This is a genomic window from Streptomyces sp. R302, from assembly GCF_012927245.1.
Taxonomy (GTDB): domain Bacteria; phylum Actinomycetota; class Actinomycetes; order Streptomycetales; family Streptomycetaceae; genus Streptomyces.
This window is the reverse complement of sequence record NZ_JABBGE010000013.1, coordinates 61505-76481: the sequence shown is the minus strand read 5'-3', so window position 1 is coordinate 76481 and position 14977 is coordinate 61505. Positions and strand designations below refer to the sequence as shown.

General features: G+C 71.4%; 15 protein-coding genes and 3 tRNA genes. 8 read left to right on the top strand and 10 right to left on the bottom strand.

Annotation, left to right across the window (positions count from 1 at the left end; all coding sequences use genetic code 11):
- Positions 1–14: 14 nt before the first annotated feature.
- Positions 15–923 carry a phosphoribosylaminoimidazolesuccinocarboxamide synthase gene (locus HHL19_RS32295; protein WP_169093936.1) on the top strand — a complete coding sequence of 303 codons (909 nt, stop codon included), beginning with the start codon at positions 15–17 and terminating at the stop codon, positions 921–923.
- Between the two features lie 110 nt (positions 924–1033).
- On the opposite strand, the gene HHL19_RS32290 is transcribed toward HHL19_RS32295, so the two are convergent.
- The 8 genes from HHL19_RS32290 to HHL19_RS32255 form a co-directional block, all read right to left on the bottom strand.
- Positions 1034–1106 (bottom strand) — tRNA-Gly (locus tag HHL19_RS32290).
- A gap of 22 nt (positions 1107–1128) precedes the next feature.
- The gene (locus tag HHL19_RS32285; RefSeq protein ID WP_169093935.1) at positions 1129–1743 is read right to left on the bottom strand and encodes a response regulator transcription factor; all 615 of its coding nucleotides are present in this window, start codon (positions 1741–1743) and stop codon (positions 1129–1131) included.
- Positions 1740–3002, bottom strand: a complete 1263-nt coding sequence (locus HHL19_RS32280; protein WP_169093934.1) for a histidine kinase — start codon at positions 3000–3002, stop codon at positions 1740–1742. The genes HHL19_RS32285 and HHL19_RS32280 overlap by 4 nt, the downstream gene beginning before the upstream one ends.
- Positions 3003–3036: 34 nt before the next feature.
- The gene (locus HHL19_RS32275; RefSeq protein WP_169093933.1) at positions 3037–3834 is read right to left on the bottom strand and encodes an ABC transporter permease; all 798 of its coding nucleotides are present in this window, start codon (positions 3832–3834) and stop codon (positions 3037–3039) included.
- Complete coding sequence (locus tag HHL19_RS32270; protein ID WP_169093932.1) at positions 3831–4781, bottom strand: ABC transporter ATP-binding protein; 951 nt, start codon at positions 4779–4781, stop codon at positions 3831–3833. Before HHL19_RS32270 ends, HHL19_RS32275 begins: the two co-directional genes overlap by 4 nt.
- A gap of 219 nt (positions 4782–5000) precedes the next feature.
- Positions 5001–5073 (bottom strand) — tRNA-Gly (locus tag HHL19_RS32265).
- An 81-nt stretch (positions 5074–5154) separates the two neighbouring features.
- Positions 5155–5226 (bottom strand) — tRNA-Gly (locus tag HHL19_RS32260).
- A 110-nt stretch (positions 5227–5336) separates the two neighbouring features.
- The gene (locus tag HHL19_RS32255) at positions 5337–5678 is read right to left on the bottom strand and encodes an Lsr2 family protein (RefSeq protein WP_169093931.1); all 342 of its coding nucleotides are present in this window, start codon (positions 5676–5678) and stop codon (positions 5337–5339) included.
- 366 nt (positions 5679–6044) lie between these two features.
- On the opposite strand from HHL19_RS32255, the gene purS reads away from it, so the two are divergent.
- Genes purS through purL form a run of 3 tightly spaced genes read left to right on the top strand, consistent with a single transcriptional unit; the run spans position 6045 to position 9216 of the window.
- Complete coding sequence (gene purS / locus HHL19_RS32250; protein WP_015035032.1) at positions 6045–6290, top strand: phosphoribosylformylglycinamidine synthase subunit PurS; 246 nt, start codon at positions 6045–6047, stop codon at positions 6288–6290.
- The gene (purQ, locus tag HHL19_RS32245; protein WP_031011457.1) at positions 6287–6967 is read left to right on the top strand and encodes a phosphoribosylformylglycinamidine synthase subunit PurQ; all 681 of its coding nucleotides are present in this window, start codon (positions 6287–6289) and stop codon (positions 6965–6967) included. The genes purS and purQ overlap by 4 nt, the downstream gene beginning before the upstream one ends.
- Complete coding sequence (purL, locus tag HHL19_RS32240) at positions 6967–9216, top strand: phosphoribosylformylglycinamidine synthase subunit PurL (protein WP_169093930.1); 2250 nt, start codon at positions 6967–6969, stop codon at positions 9214–9216. Before purQ ends, purL begins: the two co-directional genes overlap by 1 nt.
- A gap of 55 nt (positions 9217–9271) precedes the next feature.
- On the opposite strand, the gene HHL19_RS32235 is transcribed toward purL, so the two are convergent.
- Positions 9272–9679 (bottom strand): nuclear transport factor 2 family protein, encoded by a 408-nt coding sequence (locus tag HHL19_RS32235; protein ID WP_169093929.1) that lies wholly within the window; start codon positions 9677–9679, stop codon positions 9272–9274.
- 66 nt (positions 9680–9745) lie between these two features.
- Between HHL19_RS32235 and HHL19_RS32230 the strand changes: the two genes are divergently transcribed.
- The 4 genes from HHL19_RS32230 (at position 9746) to purM (ending at position 14506) form a co-directional block, all read left to right on the top strand.
- A complete protein-coding gene (locus HHL19_RS32230) occupies positions 9746–10534 on the top strand; it encodes a maleylpyruvate isomerase family mycothiol-dependent enzyme (RefSeq protein WP_169093928.1) in 789 nt (262 codons plus the stop codon).
- A gap of 207 nt (positions 10535–10741) precedes the next feature.
- Positions 10742–11566 carry an META domain-containing protein gene (locus HHL19_RS32225; RefSeq protein ID WP_169093927.1) on the top strand — a complete coding sequence of 275 codons (825 nt, stop codon included), beginning with the start codon at positions 10742–10744 and terminating at the stop codon, positions 11564–11566.
- A gap of 279 nt (positions 11567–11845) precedes the next feature.
- The gene (purF, locus tag HHL19_RS32220) at positions 11846–13372 is read left to right on the top strand and encodes an amidophosphoribosyltransferase (protein WP_169093926.1); all 1527 of its coding nucleotides are present in this window, start codon (positions 11846–11848) and stop codon (positions 13370–13372) included.
- Between the two features lie 54 nt (positions 13373–13426).
- Positions 13427–14506 carry a phosphoribosylformylglycinamidine cyclo-ligase gene (gene purM / locus HHL19_RS32215; RefSeq protein WP_169093925.1) on the top strand — a complete coding sequence of 360 codons (1080 nt, stop codon included), beginning with the start codon at positions 13427–13429 and terminating at the stop codon, positions 14504–14506.
- Between the two features lie 136 nt (positions 14507–14642).
- Here purM and HHL19_RS32210 read toward each other — a convergent pair whose 3' ends face one another.
- On the bottom strand, positions 14643–14897 hold the full coding sequence (locus HHL19_RS32210; protein ID WP_169093924.1) for a DUF3073 domain-containing protein: 255 nt from the start codon (positions 14895–14897) through the stop codon (positions 14643–14645).
- Between the last annotated feature and the right edge of the window lie 80 nt (positions 14898–14977).

The window sequence follows — 14977 nt, the reverse complement described above, 5'->3', positions numbered from 1 at the left end:
TACGCGGAGGAACCGTGTCCGGATTCGTAGAAAAGCCCGAGCCCGTCGAGGTTCCGGGTCTCACCCACCTGCACACGGGCAAGGTGCGTGACCTGTACCGGAACGAGGCCGGCGAGCTCGTGATGGTGGCGAGCGACCGCATGTCCGCGTACGACTGGGTGCTGCCCACCGAGATCCCGGACAAGGGCCGCGTCCTCACCCAGCTCTCCCTGTGGTGGTTCGACCAGCTCTCCGACCTGGTCCCCCACCACGTCCTCTCCACCGAGCTGCCGGCCGGCGCCCCCGCCGACTGGGCGGGCCGCACCCTCGTCTGCAAGTCCCTCGACATGATCCCCGTCGAGTGCGTCGCCCGCGGCTACCTGACCGGCTCCGGCCTGGTCGAGTACGACGAGTCCCGCACGGTCTGCGGCCTCGCGCTCCCCGAGGGGCTGACCGACGGCTCCGAGCTGCCCGCGCCGATCTTCACCCCGGCGACCAAGGCCGCCGTCGGCGACCACGACGAGAACGTCTCCTACGAGGAGGTGGCCCGTCAGGTCGGCGCCGAGACCGCCGCCCTGCTGCGCCAGACCACCCTCGCCGTCTACGGCCGGGCCCGGGACATCGCCCGCGAGCGGGGCATCATCCTCGCCGACACCAAGTTCGAGTTCGGCTTCGACGGCGGGACCCTGGTCCTCGCCGACGAGGTGCTGACCCCGGACTCCTCCCGCTTCTGGCCGGCCGACCAGTGGCAGCCGGGCCGCGCCCAGCCCTCGTACGACAAGCAGTTCGTGCGGAACTGGCTGACCTCCCCGGCCTCGGGCTGGGACCGCAAGAGCGAGCAGCCGCCGCCGCCCCTCCCGCAGGAGATCGTGGACGCCACCCGCGCCAAGTACCTGGAGGCGTACGAGCTGCTGACCGGCAAGTCCTGGTCCGACAGCTTCTAGCCGAGCCGAGCCGTCCGGGTCCCCTCCCTGGGGGCCTGTACGGCTCCGGCGCGCCTCCGGCCGCGCACACGACGAAGGCCCCGGTTCGATGAACCGGGGCCTTCACTCTGAGCGGACGACGAGATTCGAACTCGCGACCCTCACCTTGGCAAGGTGATGCTCTACCAACTGAGCCACGTCCGCATGCGCCGTAGCGCGCTGCTAACTATACCCAACCTTTGGAGCGCGCGAGACGCACTGCCGCGTGACGGTTCTCCGCACCGAGTTTCGCGGCGGCGGAGGAGAGGTAGTTCCGGACCGTTCCGGGGGAGAGTGCGGCCCGTCGGGCGATCTCCGCGACGGGGGCGCCGTCGGTGGCGAGTTCGAGCACCTCGGCCTCCCGGGCGGTCAGCGGGGAGTCCCCGGCGGCGATCGCGTCGGCCGCCAACTCCGGGTCCACATAACGGTTTCCGGCGTGCACGGTACGGATCAGCTCGGCCAGCCGCTGGGCGCTGACGGTCTTCGGGGCGAAGCCGCGGACGCCCGCCGCGAGGGCCCGCTTGAGGTGGCCGGGGCGGCCGTGGCTGGTCACGATCATCGTGCGGCAGTCCGGGAGTTCGTCCCGGATCGATGTGGCCACCGTCACACCATCCGCCCCCGGCATCTGCAGGTCGAGGACGGCGACGTCGGGCCGGTGGGCGCGCGCCATCGCGAGCGCCTCGGGCCCGGTCGCGGCCTCCGCGACGACGACCAGGTCGTCCTCCAGGGCGAGCAGGGCGGCGAGCGCGCCCCGGATCAGATGCTCGTCGTCGGCGAGCAGGACGCGTACGGGCTCGCTCACGCGACCGTCTCCTTCTCCTGTCGGGTACCGGCGTGTTCCGGCACGGCCAGCGGCACCCGGGCGGTGACGCGGAAGGAGTGCGGGTCCGCGAGCCCGGCCTCCAGGGTGCCGTCCACCGCCCCGAGCCGTTCGCGCAGCCCGGCGAGGCCGGAGCCGGTACGCCCGGGGGCGCCGGCCCCGTCCCGTATCGCGGCCCCGTCGTTCTCGACCGTCAGCAGTACCTCGTCCGCCGTCCGCCGCAGGGTGATCACGCAGTTGCGGGCGTCGCCGTGCCGCAGCACGTTGGTGGTCGTCTCGCGGACGACCCAGCCGAGCGCGGACTGCACCCCGTCGGGCAGGTCGACGGCGGGGGCGTCGACGGCGCAGTCGATGCCCGCGGCGTCCAGGACCCCGCGGGCGCCCTCCAGCTCGATCCGCAGATCGGCCTCCCGGTAGCCGCGGACGACCTCGCGGACCTCCCGCTGGGACTCCTGGGCTATCCGCTGGACCTCGACCATCTGGTCCACGCTCTCCGGGCGGCCGCGCCGGGCGAGCTGGACGGCCAGCTCGCTCTTGAGCGCGATCACCGAGAGGTTGCGGCCCATGACGTCGTGGAGGTCGCGGCCGAAGCGGAGCCGCTCCTCGGCGACGGCGAGCCGGGCCTTCAGGTCGCGGGACCGCTCCAGCTCCTGGACGACCCGCAGGAGCCAGGAGGAGAAGCCGCAGGCCGCGGCGTACCCCCCGCCCGCGAGGAAGACACCGACCAGGGTGACGAGCCCCTCCGGGACGCGGCCGAAGAGGACGAGGGGCAGGGCGGCCACCGCCGCGACGCCGGCGACCAGGCCCAGCATGTGCCGCACGCGGTCCACGCAGAGGACGAGCGCACCGGTGGTGAAGACCGAGGTGACGACGGTGAACGCGGCGACGAGGGAGCCGTCGGACAGGGCCCCGGCCGTCCACAGGCCGGTGACGGCGAGGTCGGCGAGGGCGGTGGTGACCGCGAGCGCGACGGCCAGCCGGACGGGCCGGTCCCGGGTGCCCGAGGTGTGGTCGATGCCGCGGGAGGCGACCACCGTGCAGAGCACGGAGTGGGCGACCACCCAGCCGACGAGGCCGAGCGTGGCGCCCAGGCCGAGGTCGCCCCGCTGCCCCCGGCCCAGCGGCACGCTGCCCAGGGCGAGGAGCTCGACCGGCGCCATGAGGTGGAAGGTCCACCGGGTGTACAGCTCGACCTTCCCGGCCACGCTGCGCCGTGACCACCATCCCGTCATCGCGGACATCCCGTCCCCTCTCCCCCTGGCCTGCTGTCCTGTCCTAGCGCCGGGGCTCCCAGAGGAACCAGCGGCGGACCGCCCACCCCGTCAGGACGCCCCAGGCCACTGTATTGAGCGCCGCGCCGAGCAGGCTGTCCGCGTGGGCGGTGCCGAGCCAGCCGGCCCGGACGAATTCCATGACGCCGCTGAGCGGGAGCAGCCCGGCGAGGTCGGCGGCCATGCCGGGCAGGGCGTCGCGGGGGACGAAGAGGCCGGAGCCGAAGGAGGAGACGAGGAAGAGCGGCAGGGTGGTGAGGCCGGCGCTCTCGACCGTTCTCGTGATGGTGGTGGTGACGGCGGCGAGTCCGGCGAGCAGCACGATCGCGGCGACCAGGCCGAGGGCCAGCAGGTCGGGGCGGGCGGGGGCGTCTGCGCCGAGCAGCGTGAAGCCGCCGAAGGTGAGGATCGCGCACTGGGCGAGGGCGATGGCCGTCGCGGGCAGGGCGGCGCCGGTGAGGATCTCCATGTCGGTGGCCTCGCCGGTGCGCAGCCGCTTGAGGACCAACTCCTCGCGGCGGGCGACGAGGCTGGAGGTGAGGCTCATGTAGACGACGAGGAGCAGGACCATGCCGGTGCCGCCGATGAGGGTGGCGGAGGCGAAGGAGCTGCCGAGGGTGGCCTCGTCGACGCCCTTGAGCGAGGACCGGAGCAGGAGGATCATCAGCAGCGGCATGGCGGCCGCGATGAAGAGGTTGTTGCGGTTGCGGCCGAGGAGGGTCAGCTCGGTTCGGCCGAGGGCGGCGAGCCGGGTGAGGGTGGTGGAGGGCCGGCCGGCGCCGGTCGCGGTGGTCGTGCTCATCGGGTCACGGTCTCCTTCTGGCCGCCGGGGGTGGACTCCGTGCGGGAGGCGATGTCGAGGAAGGCCTCTTCGAGGGAGGCGGAGCGGGCGTCGAGCCCGTCGAGCCGGACTCCGTGCTCGCGGGCCCAGCCGAGGAGTGCGGTGAGGTCGTCCTGGAGGGCGTGGGTGCGGATCTCGATCCGGCCGCCGTCCTCGGCGGCCTTCAGTCCGAGCGGCAGCCGGGCGGCGGGCACTCCGGCCGGGAGCGCGAAGCGGATCCGGGCGGGCTGGGCGGCGGTGACCTCGGCGGGCGTGCCGGAGAGCACGATCCGGCCGGCGTGCATGATCGCGAGCCGGTCGGCGAGCGATTCGGCCTCCTCCAGGTAGTGCGTGGTGAGGAGGACGGTGGTGCCCTGGTCGCGCAGGGAGCGGACGAGCTCCCAGGTGTCGCGGCGGCCCTCGGCGTCGAGGCCGGTGGTGGGCTCGTCGAGGAAGAGGACCTCGGGGCGGCCGAGGAGGGCGCAGGCGAGGTCGAGGCGGCGGCGCTCGCCGCCGGACAGCTGCTTGATCCGCACCTTCTCGCGGCCGGCGAGGCCGACGGCGGCGAGGGCTTCCCCGGCGGGCCGGGCGCCGCTGGTGACGCCGGCCCACATCCGTACCGTCTCGGCCACGGTGAGGTCGGAGGGGAAGCCGCCCTCCTGGAGCATCACGCCGATGCGCGGGCGGACGGCGGAGCGCTCCCGGTACGGATCGTGGCCGAGGACGCGGGCGGTGCCGCCGGTGGGGGCGGCGAGGCCCTCCAGGAGCTCGACGGTGGAGGTCTTGCCGGCGCCGTTGGTGCCGAGGAGCGCGAAGACCTCGCCCCGGGGCACGGAGAGCGAGATGCCGCGCACCGCCTCGAACCCGCCGTCGTAGGTGCGGCTCAGGTCGGTCGCCTCGATGGCCGGTGTCTGGGCTTCAGCTGTCATGGCTCCAGCCTCCCGTCCGTCCTGGCCGGAGGGCAGTGCGCGGTGTCATCACCCGTACTGACAAATGTCATGGGGGTCGCGGAAGGCCCGGAGCCGTGGAGAGCCCGAAACCCAGAAGATCCGGAAACCCAGAAGATCCGGAAACATAGAGGATCCCGAACGCAGAAGATCCGGAAACGCAGAAGGACCCGGTTCCTGAGAACCGGGTCCTTCTCCCTGAGCGGACGACGAGATTCGAACTCGCGACCCTCACCTTGGCAAGGTGATGCTCTACCAACTGAGCCACGTCCGCATTGCTCCCGACCGGCTTTCACCGGGCGGTGCGAGCACCACTCTACCTGATCCACCGGAGTGGTCGGTAACCGTGATGCAGAGCGGGTGACAGGGATCGCACACTGCGCCTTCCCCCTGGAAGGGGGATGTTCTGCTACTGAACTACACCCGCACGCTGCGTGGGACTCGGCTTTTCGGCCTCGCCCCTCGGCGTGATCCAGACTCTAGCCGATCAAGGGGGGTGGAACGCAAATCCGTTCCACCGGCCCCGGGAGGCGGCGGTCAGCTCGCCTCGCGGAAGGCCTCGTAGACCCGCTTGGGGATGCGGCCCCGGGCCGGCACGTCCATCTTGTTGGACTGGGCCCAGGCGCGGACCGCCGCCGGGTCGGGGGCGAGAGCGGTGACCTTGTAGGCGGTGGTGGTTCCGGTCACACCGGAGGCCGCCTTGCCCGTCTGCTTCCGGCCGGCCGCCAGGTAGGGCGCGAGTGCCTTGCGGAGTTTCTTTGCATTGGCAGCATTCAGGTCGATCTCGTACATCTTCCCGTCGAGCCCGAACGCGACCGTTTCCGCCGCTTCTCCGCCGTCGATGTCGTCGGAGAGGGTGACCACCACTCGCTGCGCCACGGATATCGGTCCTTTCCTGTGGCCCGCCACCTGTCAAGGGCTTTGGGTACGCCTCTGACGTGCGGTGACACCAGGCCTCTGGCTGCCCAGGGACAATGTTGCTTTCCTCTGGATTCCTTTGTACAGCGACGGGCGTCGCATTGTGAAGCCCTGTCAATTGTCTCAGCGTGTCCCGGGCAATGCACGGCACGATATTTCACGCGCATTTCATGTGCGGAGGGGTGTGGGGGGCGTTTGGAGTGGATCACTCGCGGCGGCCCCTTCCGGCCTGGGCATTTGTAGGATCCTTCAGATCTCTACCCGCGTAGAATTTGGAGGCAGGTACGCTGAGGGAACCGCCCACGCAACACACCACCGGGAGTGCCAGTGGCACGCGTCGTAGTCGACGTCATGCTCAAGCCGGAGATCCTCGACCCGCAGGGACAGGCGGTGCAGCGTGCACTGCCCCGCCTCGGGTTCGCCGGAATCGCCGACGTCCGTCAGGGGAAGCGCTTCGAGCTGGAGGTGGAGGGGCCGGTGGACGACGCCGCCCTCGCCCGCATCCATGAGATGGCCGAAACCTTCCTCGCCAACACCGTGATCGAAGACTTCGTCGTGAAGGTCGAGTCGTGACCGCACGCATCGGCGTCGTCACCTTCCCCGGTACGCTCGACGACCAGGACGCGCTGCGCGCCGCCCGCCTCGCGGGCGCCGAGCCGGTCTCGCTGTGGCACCGCGACAAGGACCTCAAGCAGGTCGACGCGGTCGTCCTCGCCGGCGGCTTCTCCTACGGCGACTACCTGCGGGCCGGCGCCATCTCCCGCTTCTCGCCGGTGATGGAGACGATCATCGAGCAGGCGAAGGCCGGCATGCCGGTCCTCGGCATCTGCAACGGCTTCCAGATCCTCACCGAGGCCCATCTGCTGCCGGGCGCGATGCTCCGCAACAACCACCTGCACTTCATCTGCCGCGACCAGAAGCTGCGGGTGGAGAACGCGGAGACCGCCTGGACCTCGGACTACGTCCGGGGCCAGGAGATCGAGGTCCCGCTCAAGAACATGGACGGCCGGTACGTCGCCGACGAGCGCACGCTCGACGAGCTGGAGGCCGAGGGGCGGGTGGCCTTCCGCTACCTGGACATGAACCCCAACGGCTCGCTCCGCGACATCGCGGGCATCACCAACGCCGCGGGCAACGTGGTCGGCCTCATGCCGCACCCCGAGCACGCCGTCGAACCGCTGATCGGCACCGGCAAGACGGACGGTCTCGGTTTCTTCACCTCGATCCTCAAGAAGCTGGTCAACGCCTGATGAGCCTCGACACCGTCAAGCACGCGAGCGAGACGCCGGACAGCGAGCAGCCCTGGAAGGAGCTCGGCCTCAAGGAGGACGAGTACGCGCGCATCCGCGAGATCCTCGGCCGCCGTCCCACCGGCGCCGAGCTCGCCATGTACTCGGTCATGTGGTCCGAGCACTGCTCCTACAAGAGCAGCAAGGTCCACCTGAAGCAGTTCGGCGAGAAGACCCCGCAGAACGACGCCATGCTCGTCGGCATCGGCGAGAACGCGGGCGTCGTCGACGTCGGCCAGGGTTACGCGGTCACCTTCAAGGTCGAGTCGCACAACCACCCCTCGTACATCGAGCCCTACCAGGGCGCGGCGACCGGCGTGGGCGGCATCGTCCGCGACATCCTCGCCATGGGCGCCCGCCCGGTCGCGGTCGTCGACCCGCTGCGCTTCGGCGCGGCCGACCACCCCGACACCAAGCGCGTGCTGCCCGGTGTCGTCGCCGGCATCGGCGGCTACGGCAACTGCCTGGGCCTGCCGAACATCGGCGGCGAGGTCGTCTTCGACTCCTGCTACCAGGGCAACCCGCTGGTCAACGCCGGCTGCATCGGCGTGATGAAGCACGAGGACATCCACCTCGCCAAGGCCTCGGGCCCCGGCAACAAGGTCATCCTGTACGGCGCCCGCACGGGCGGCGACGGCATCGGCGGCGTCTCGGTCCTCGCGTCCGAGACCTTCGACGACACCAAGCCCACCAAGCGGCCCGCGGTCCAGGTCGGCGACCCGTTCCAGGAGAAGCTCCTCATCGAGTGCACCCTGGAGATCTTCCAGGAGAAGCTGGTCGCGGGCATCCAGGACCTCGGCGGCGCCGGTCTCTCCTGCGCCACCTCCGAGCTGGCCTCGGCCGGCTCCGGCGGCATGCGGGTCGACCTGGAGAAGGTCCACCTGCGCGACGCGACGCTCTCTCCTGAGGAGATCCTCATGAGCGAGTCGCAGGAGCGCATGTGCGCGATCGTCGAGCCGCAGCACGTCGACCGCTTCCTGGAGATCTGCGAGAAGTGGGACGTCATCGCGGTCGTCATCGGTGAGGTCACCGAGGGCGAGCGACTGGAGATCTTCTGGCACGGCGAGCAGATCGTCGACGTGCCGCCGCGCTCCGTCGCCCACGAGGGCCCGACGTACCACCGGCCGTACGCCCGCCCGGAGTGGCAGGACGCGCTCCAGGCCGACGACGCCGGCAAGCTGCCCCGTCCGAAGGACGGCGCGGAGCTCAAGGACCAGGTCCTGAAGCTCGTCTCGTCCCCGAACCAGGCCTCGAAGTCCTGGATCACGGACCAGTACGACCGCTTCGTGCAGGGCAACACGGTCCTGGCGCAGCCCGAGGACGCGGGCATGGTCCGCATCGACGAGGAGACCAACCTCGGCGTGGCCATGGCGACCGACGGCAACGGCCGGTACGCCAAGCTCGACCCGTACACCGGCGCGCAGCTCGCGCTCGCGGAGGCGTACCGCAACGTCGCCGCCTCCGGCGCCAAGCCGCTCGCCATCTCGGACTGCCTGAACTTCGGTTCGCCCGAGGACCCGGCCGTGATGTGGCAGTTCGCCGAGGCCACCCGCGGTCTCGCGGACGGCTGCTTCCAGCTGGGCACCCCGGTCACCGGCGGCAACGTGTCGCTGTACAACCAGACCGGTGAGGTCGCGATCCACCCGACGCCCGTCGTGGCCGTCCTCGGTGTGATCGACGACGTCAACCGCCGCACCCCGATCGCCTTCGCGGAAGAGGGCCAGCTCCTCTACCTGCTGGGCGACACCAAGGAGGAGTTCGGCGGTTCGGCCTGGTCCGAGGTGATCCACCAGCACCTCGGCGGCTTGCCGCCGGCCGTGGACCTCGACCGGGAGAAGCTGCTCGGCGAGATCCTGATCTCGGGCTCCCGCGACGGCATGATCGACGCGGCGCACGACCTGTCCGACGGCGGTCTCGTCCAGGCGGTCGTCGAGTCCTGCCTGCGCGGCGGGAACGGCGCGCGCCTGGTCGTCCCCGAGGGCCTGGACGCCTTCACGTTCCTCTTCTCGGAGTCGGCGGGCCGCGCGGTCGTTTCCGTTCCGCGCAGCGAGGAGCTCCGCTTCACCGACATGTGCGGCGCCCGAGGCCTGCCGGCGACCCGCATCGGTGTCGTCGACGGCGACGCGGTCGACGTCCAGGGCGAGTTCGCGCTCTCCCTGGAGGAGCTGCGCACCGCGCACGAGGCGACGATCCCGGGCCTCCTGGCCTGAGTCGGTTCCACCCGGAAACCCCCGCTCCGCTCGGGCGGGGGTTTCCGCGTGCGCCCTACTCCGTTCCCCAGAAGGCGTCCGATTCGGGGATGTCGGCCACGCACTCGTCGACGTCGGAGATCTTGCCGCCGACGAGGGTGAAGAAGAGGCCGCCGTCCATCGAGATGCCCCGGTCGTCCTTGTCGCCGTGCCAGGTGTGGACGGACATCACGTGGCCCCTGCCGTCCGGGTAGACGCCCTTCAGCTCCACCCGGAAGGTGCCGCCGGTCAGCTCGGCGAGCTTCCCGTAGTGGGCCAGGACGTTGTCCCGGCCTTTGAAGTGCCCGGACATCTGGCTCTCGCCGGGCGAGTGGTGCGTGCAGTCGTTGGTCATGAGGGAGGCGAGCGTCTCCACGTCACCCGCGCCGAACGCTTCGTACCCCCGGCGCACGACAGCCGCGTCGGGGTGCTCGTGATGGGTCATGGTCCCGCCACTGCCTTTCCTGAGGGGTTTCCCCCCTCCCTCAAGTCTCGGCGTTAGCCTCGGGCCATGCCACCCGCCAGGAAACGCACCCGCAGTTACGACTCCGCCAGGACCCGCGCCGCCGTCTCCGCCCAGTTCGGGCACGTACGGGACGCGGTGCTCGCCCTCCCGCCGGAGGCGCTCGACGGGCCGACGCGGCTCGGGGCCTGGACGGTACGGGAGCTGGCCGCGCACATCACGATGGTGCTCGGCTCGGTCGTGCGGGGGCTCGCGGCGCCCGAGCCCGCCGTGCGGGAGCTCGCCCTCCTGGACTGGCCCCGGGCCACCGCGACCGGCGCCGCCGGGATCGACGAGGACGTCCGGGCGCTCGACGCCGCCGACCTGCCGGGGCTGTACGCGCGCGTGGGCGACGATTTCGCGAAGGCGCTGGCCGACGCGGACGGGGAACGGCTCGTCCCGACCCGGTTCGGCGCCATGACCCTCGCCGACTTCCTCGTCACCCGCACCGTCGAGCTGGTCGTCCACACCGACGACCTCGCCGCCGCGACCGGCACGGAGATCCCCTACGACCGGCAGGCGCTCGCCGCCTGCACCAGGCTCCTCGCCGACGCCCTCGCGGCGAAGGCCCCCGGCGGCGCGGTGGAGGTCAGGGTCCCGCCGTACGCGGTGGTGCAGTGCGTGGAGGGCCCCCGGCACACCAGGGGCACCCCGCCGAACGTCGTCGAGACGGACCCGCTGACCTGGATCCGCCTCGCCACCGGGCGTACCGACTGGGCCGTCGAGCTCGACGCGGCCCGGATCGCCGCCAGCGGCGAGCGCGCGGACCTGGCGGGGCTGCTGCCTGTGATGGGCTGAGGCCCGTCACGGGCTGAGCCCGGTCTACGGGGAGGCTCCCGCACGCGGACGCCCCCACCCGGACGCCCGCGCCCCCGCCCGTACGCCCCCACGGACGCCCCCACCCGGGCCGCGCCCGTACGCCCCCGCCCGTACGCCCCGCCCGTACGCCCCCACCCGGACGGCCGCGCCCGGGAACCCCTCGCGGGTCCGCCGCGTCCCACCGGCATGTCGAAGCCGCGCAGCACCACCCTCGCCGCCGCCGTCCTGCTCGCCGCGTCGCTCTCCGCCTGTGGGCAGGGCGGGGGCGGCGGCGCGGGCGGGAACGCCGGGGATCCCGACCTGCCCCTCGCCGGTAGCCAGTGGACCGTCGGCGCCGTCACCGTCGACGGCGACCGCGCGCAGGCCCCCGAGGGCGCGCGCGTCGGCTTCACCGGGAAGGGGCGCGCCCAGGGCAGTACCGGCTGCAACCACTTCGGCGCGGCCGTGACCGTGGCCGGCACCACGGTCACGGTCTCCCCGGACGAGGTCACCGAGATGGCCTGCCCCGACGACCGGCAGCGCTTCGAGACCGCCTTCCTCGCCGCCTTCACCGGCCCCCTGAAGGGCACGCTCACGGACGGCGCGCTGACCCTCGTCTCCGCCGACGGCGCCCGGAAGGTGGAGCTGGCCGCCGAGCCGTCCCTCCCGCTGCGCGGCACCACCTGGAAGATCGACGGCCTGGTCTCCGGTGACACGGCCGCCTCCCTCCCGGCCGGCGGCGGGGAGAAGGCCCGCTTCGTCATCGGCACCGACGGCCGGATCACCGGCAACCTCGGCTGCAACGACTTCACGGCCACGGCGAGGCTCGACGAGAAGGCCCGCACCCTCACCGTCGAGGGCCCGGCCGCCACCACACGCATGATGTGCGGCAGTCCCCAGATGGAGCTGGAGACGAAGCTGTACGAGCTCCTCGACGGCCCCCTCTCCTACCGGCTCGACCACCGGACCCTGACCCTCACCGACAGCGCCGGCGAGGGCCTGACCGCACAGGCGGCGGACCCGGCTCAGTAGCGCTGCGTCGACGGTGGTCCGGGTGGTCGACGCGCGTAGTTCGTGTGCTCGAAACGCTGGCGAAACCCCCGGGGACTGCGTTCTGCGTCACACCGACGGGGACTCCGAGAGGCGGTGCGGGCGTTCGTACGGGCGGGGCCGGAGGGGCGGAGCCCTTCCGGCGCCTGCCTTGTAGGGCCCTCCAAGTTCTCGGCGATCTTTTGGTGCGATCACACGAGGGCCGTCCGCGCTCGATTCCCCAATTCGGACCAGTGGTCGAGGTCCCCTAGACTCGGAAACGTGCCACGCGGAGACGGTCGACTCAATCACGATCTGCTCCCCGGTGAGAAAGGCCCCCAGGACGCTTGTGGCGTCTTCGGTGTCTGGGCTCCGGGTGAAGAGGTCGCAAAGCTCACGTACTTCGGGCTCTACGCCCTCCAGCATCGGGGTCAGGAATCCGCGGGAATCGCGGTCAGCAACGGCTCCCAGATCCTCGTCTTCAAGGACATGGGACTTGTCTCCCAGGTCTTCGACGAGACCTCTCTCGGTTCCCTCCAGGGTCATATCGCGGTCGGTCACGCCCGCTACTCGACCACCGGAGCATCCGTCTGGGAGAACGCCCAGCCGACCTTCCGGGCCACCGCCCACGGGTCCCTGGCGCTCGGCCACAACGGCAACCTGGTGAACACGGCGCAGCTGGCCGAGATGGTCGCCGACCTTCCCAAGAAGGACGGCCGCGCCACCCAGGTCGCCGCCACCAACGACACCGACCTGGTCACCGCGCTCCTCGCGGGCCAGGTGGACGAGGACGGCACGCCGCTCACCATCGAGCAGGCCGCCGCGAAGGTCCTCCCCGACGTCCGGGGCGCCTTCTCCCTCGTCTTCATGGACGAGCACACGCTCTACGCGGCCCGTGACCCGCAGGGCATCCGCCCGCTGGTCCTCGGCCGCCTGGAGCGCGGCTGGGTCGTCGCCTCGGAGTCCGCCGCCCTCGACATCTGCGGCGCCAGCTTCGTCCGCGAGGTCGAGCCTGGCGAGCTGATCGCGATCGACGAGAACGGCATCCGCACCTCCCGCTTCGCAGAAGCGAAGCCGAAGGGCTGTGTCTTCGAGTACGTGTACCTGGCCCGTCCCGACACGGACATCGCCGGCCGGAACGTGTACCTCTCCCGCGTCGAGATGGGCCGCCGCCTCGCCAAGGAGGCCCCCGTCGAGGCCGACCTGGTCATAGCGACGCCCGAGTCCGGCACCCCCGCCGCCATCGGCTACGCGGAGGCCTCCGGCATCCCCTTCGGCGCCGGCCTGGTCAAGAACGCCTACGTCGGGCGCACCTTCATCCAGCCCTCGCAGACCATCCGCCAGCTCGGCATCCGCCTGAAGCTGAACCCCCTCAAGGAAGTCATCAAGGGGAAGCGGCTGGTCGTCGTCGACGACTCGATCGTCCGCGGCAACACCCAGCGCGCCCTGGTCCGGATGCTCCGCGAGGCCGGCGCGGCCGAGATCCACATCCGGATCTCCTCGCCGCCGGTCAAGTGGCCCTGCTTCTTCGGCATCGACTTCGCCACCCGCGCGGAGCTGATCGCCAACGGCATGTCGATCGACGAGATCGGCAAGTCGCTCGGCGCGGACTCGCTCTCGTACATCTCCCTGGAGGGGATGGTCGAGGCGACCACCATCGCCAAGCCCAACCTCTGCCGGGCCTGCTTCGACGGCGAGTACCCGATGGAGCTGCCCGACCCCGAGCTGCTCGGCAAGCAGCTCCTGGAGACGGAACTGGCCGCCGGCCCCGCCGCCACCGCGGCCGCCGACGCCCTGCGCCGTCCGTGAGACCCCGCTGCACCCCCGCAGTGACGCAGTAACGACACGAAAGCTCTGAACCCCATGTCTCAGACTGAGAGTGCCGCAGGCGGCGCCAGCTACGCCTCTGCGGGCGTCGACATCGAGGCGGGCGACCGCGCCGTCGAGCTGATGAAGGAGTGGGTGAAGAAGACGCAGCGCCCCGAGGTCCTCGGCGGCCTCGGCGGCTTCGCCGGCCTCTTCGACGCCTCCGCCCTCAAGCGCTACGAGCGTCCGCTGCTCGCCTCGGCGACCGACGGCGTCGGCACGAAGGTCGACATCGCCCGCCAGATGGGCGTGTACGACACCATCGGCCACGACCTGGTCGCCATGGTCATGGACGACATCGTCGTCTGCGGCGCCGAGCCGCTCTTCATGACCGACTACATCTGCGTGGGCAAGGTCCACCCGGAGCGGGTCGCCGCCATCGTCAAGGGCATCGCCGAGGGCTGCGTCCTCGCCGGCTGCGCCCTGGTCGGCGGCGAGACGGCGGAGCACCCGGGCCTCCTCGGCCCGGACGACTTCGACGTCGCGGGCGCGGGCACCGGTGTCGTCGAGTACGACCGCCTGCTCGGCGCCGATCGCATCCGTACGGGGGACGCGGTCATCGCCATGGCCTCCTCCGGTCTTCACTCCAACGGGTACTCGCTCGTCCGCCACGTGGTCTTCGACCGCGCCGGGATGAGCCTCGACCAGCGGGTCGAGGAGCTGGGCCGGACCCTCGGCGAGGAGCTCCTGGAGCCCACGAAGATCTACTCGCTGGACTGCCTGGCGCTCACCCGGACCACCGAGGTGCACGCCTTCAGCCACATCACCGGCGGCGGTCTCGCGGCCAACCTCGCCCGGGTCGTTCCGGACGGGCTGCACGCCACCGTGGACCGCTCCACGTGGACCCCGGGCGCGATCTTCGACCTCGTCGGCACCGCCGGCCGGGTGGAGCGCCTGGAGCTGGAGAAGACCCTCAACATGGGCGTCGGCATGATGGCCGTCGTCCCCGCCGAGTCGGTCGACGCCGCCCTCACCACGCTGGCCGACCGCGGGCTCGACGCCTGGGTCGCCGGCGAGATCACCGAGCGCGGCGACAAGGACTCCGGCGCGGAGCTGGTCGGCGACTACGCGAAGTAGGAGCGAACGCGAGGGGCCCACATAGGAACGTTCCTATGTGGGCCCCTCGCGTTCGCCGTCGCTCCGGCCGTCCGCCCCCGAGCAGCACGAAAACTCGGTCCGGGGTGTCCTGGACCGAGTTTCGGCGTACAGAAGGTCAAGCGCGACGCTGCGGCGACTGCGGACCGGACTCGTCGTCCTCGTCGTCGTCGTCCGTGTTGTAGAGATCCGCGTACTGCGCGTACGGGTCGTCTTCCTCGTCGTCGTCCTCGAACGGCTCGCCATTCGGCGGCTGGCTCGAAGTCGAAGCGCCCAGCTCATTGGCCAGACGCGACAGGTCAGTCCCGCCGCTGCTGTACTTCAGCTGGCGGGCGACCTTGGTCTGCTTGGCCTTTGCCCGGCCGCGCCCCATGGCTCGACCCCCTCGGTGACGGGGCTCGCTGGCCCCAGAGTCTTGACACGCGTTCATGATGCGAAACGGGCTCTCGGTGG